The sequence below is a fragment of the Neobacillus sp. GCM10023253 genome, assembly GCF_042653105.1.
Lineage (GTDB): Bacteria > Bacillota > Bacilli > Bacillales > Cytobacillaceae > Neobacillus > Neobacillus citreus.
In genome coordinates this window covers 1-2,946 of sequence record NZ_JBHSHV010000002.1, presented here as the reverse complement: position 1 = coordinate 2,946, position 2,946 = coordinate 1, and the positions used below count along the sequence as shown (strand labels likewise).

At 53.1% G+C, this 2,946-nt stretch carries 1 rRNA gene; it reads left to right on the top strand.

The features are described 5' to 3' along the window. Positions 1-10: 10 nt before the first annotated feature. Positions 11-2,946: ribosomal RNA gene (locus ACFPA1_RS00340) — 23S ribosomal RNA — on the top strand; the annotation flags it as partial.

Sequence of the window (2,946 nt, the reverse complement as noted above, 5' to 3'; positions counted from 1 at the left end):
AAACCTTTTAGGTTAAGTTAGAAAGGGCGCACGGTGAATGCCTTGGCACTAGGAGCCGATGAAGGACGGGACTAACACCGATATGCTTCGGGGAGCTGTAAGTAAGCGCCGATCCGGAGATTTCCGAATGGGGAAACCCACTGTTCGTAATGGAGCAGTATCTTTACCTGAATACATAGGGTATTGAAGGCAGACCCGGGGAACTGAAACATCTAAGTACCCGGAGGAAGAGAAAGCAAACGCGATTCCCTGAGTAGCGGCGAGCGAAACGGGAACAGCCCAAACCGAAAGGCTTGCCTTTCGGGGTTGTAGGACACTCAACATGGAGTTACAAAGGAACGGGGTAGATGAAGCGGTCTGGAAAGGCCGGCCATAGAAGGTAAAAGCCCTGTAGTCGAAACTTCGTTCCCTCCTGAGTGGATCCTGAGTACGGCCGGACACGTGAAATCCGGTCGGAAGCAGGGAGGACCATCTCCCAAGGCTAAATACTCCCTAGTGACCGATAGTGAACCAGTACCGTGAGGGAAAGGTGAAAAGCACCCCGGAAGGGGAGTGAAAGAGATCCTGAAACCGTGTGCCTACAAGTAGTCAGAGCCCGTTCATGGGTGATGGCGTGCCTTTTGTAGAATGAACCGGCGAGTTACGATTGCATGCGAGGTTAAGTTGAAGAGACGGAGCCGCAGCGAAAGCGAGTCTGAATAGGGCGAATTAGTATGTAGTCGTAGACCCGAAACCAGGTGATCTACCCATGTCCAGGGTGAAGTCCAGGTAACACTGGATGGAGGCCCGAACCCACGCACGTTGAAAAGTGCGGGGATGAGGTGTGGGTAGCGGAGAAATTCCAATCGAACTTGGAGATAGCTGGTTCTCTCCGAAATAGCTTTAGGGCTAGCCTCACGTAGTTAGAGTCTTGGAGGTAGAGCACTGTTTGGACTAGGGGCCCTCATCGGGTTACCGAATTCAGACAAACTCCGAATGCCAATGACTTATCCGTGGGAGTCAGACTGCGAGTGATAAGATCCGTAGTCAAAAGGGAAACAGCCCAGACCACCAGCTAAGGTCCCAAAGTATACGTTAAGTGGAAAAGGATGTGGAGTTGCTTAGACAACCAGGATGTTGGCTTAGAAGCAGCCACCATTTAAAGAGTGCGTAATAGCTCACTGGTCGAGTGACTCTGCGCCGAAAATGTACCGGGGCTAAACGTATCACCGAAGCTGTGGGTGGACACCATTTGGTGTCCGCGGTAGGAGAGCGTTCTAAGGGCGTTGAAGCTAGACCGTAAGGACTGGTGGAGCGCTTAGAAGTGAGAATGCCGGTATGAGTAGCGAAAGATGAGTGAGAATCTCATCCACCGTATGCCTAAGGTTTCCTGAGGAAGGCTCGTCCGCTCAGGGTTAGTCGGGACCTAAGCCGAGGCCGAAAGGCGTAGGCGATGGACAACAGGTTGATATTCCTGTACCACCTCTTTATCGTTTGAGTGATGGGGGGACGCAGGAGGATAGGGTAAGCGCACTGCTGGATATGTGCGTGCAAGCAGTTAGGCTGGTGAATAGGAAAATCCGTTCACCTTAAGGCTGAGCTGTGATGCCGAGGGAATTATAGTACCGAAGTTCCTGATTCCACACTGCCAAGAAAAGCCTCTAGCGAGATAAAAGGTGCCCGTACCGCAAACCGACACAGGTAGGCGAGGAGAGAATCCTAAGGTGAGCGAGAGAACTCTCGTTAAGGAACTCGGCAAAATGACCCCGTAACTTCGGGAGAAGGGGTGCTTTTTGGGGTGAATAGCCCCGAAGAGCCGCAGTGAATAGGCCCAGGCGACTGTTTAGCAAAAACACAGGTCTCTGCAAAGCCGCAAGGCGAAGTATAGGGGCTGACGCCTGCCCGGTGCTGGAAGGTTAAGAGGAGGGGTTAGCCTTAAAAGCGAAGCTCTGAATCGAAGCCCCAGTAAACGGCGGCCGTAACTATAACGGTCCTAAGGTAGCGAAATTCCTTGTCGGGTAAGTTCCGACCCGCACGAAAGGCGTAACGATCTGGGCACTGTCTCAACGAGAGACTCGGTGAAATTATAGTACCTGTGAAGATGCAGGTTACCCGCGACAGGACGGAAAGACCCCATGGAGCTTTACTGTAGCCTGATATTGAATTTTGGTACAGCTTGTACAGGATAGGTAGGAGCCTGAGATGCCGGAGCGCCAGCTTCGGTGGAGGCGTCGGTGGGATACTACCCTGGCTGTATTGAAATTCTAACCCGCACCCCTCATCGGGGTGGGAGACAGTGTCAGGTGGGCAGTTTGACTGGGGCGGTCGCCTCCTAAAGTGTAACGGAGGCGCCCAAAGGTTCCCTCAGAATGGTTGGAAATCATTCGCAGAGTGTAAAGGCACAAGGGAGCTTGACTGCGAGACCTACAAGTCGAGCAGGGACGAAAGTCGGGCTTAGTGATCCGGTGGTTCCGCATGGAAGGGCCATCGCTCAACGGATAAAAGCTACCCTGGGGATAACAGGCTTATCTCCCCCAAGAGTCCACATCGACGGGGAGGTTTGGCACCTCGATGTCGGCTCATCGCATCCTGGGGCTGTAGTCGGTCCCAAGGGTTGGGCTGTTCGCCCATTAAAGCGGTACGCGAGCTGGGTTCAGAACGTCGTGAGACAGTTCGGTCCCTATCCGTCGTGGGCGCAGGAAATTTGAGAGGAGCTGTCCTTAGTACGAGAGGACCGGGATGGACGCACCGCTGGTGTACCAGTTGTCTTGCCAAAGGCATCGCTGGGTAGCTATGTGCGGACGGGATAAGTGCTGAAAGCATCTAAGCATGAAGCCCCCCTCGAGATGAGATTTCCCATAGCGTCAAGCTAGTAAGATCCCTGAAAGATGATCAGGTTGATAGGTCAGAGGTGGAAGCACGGTGACGTGTGGAGCTGACTGATACTAATCGATCGAGGACTTAACC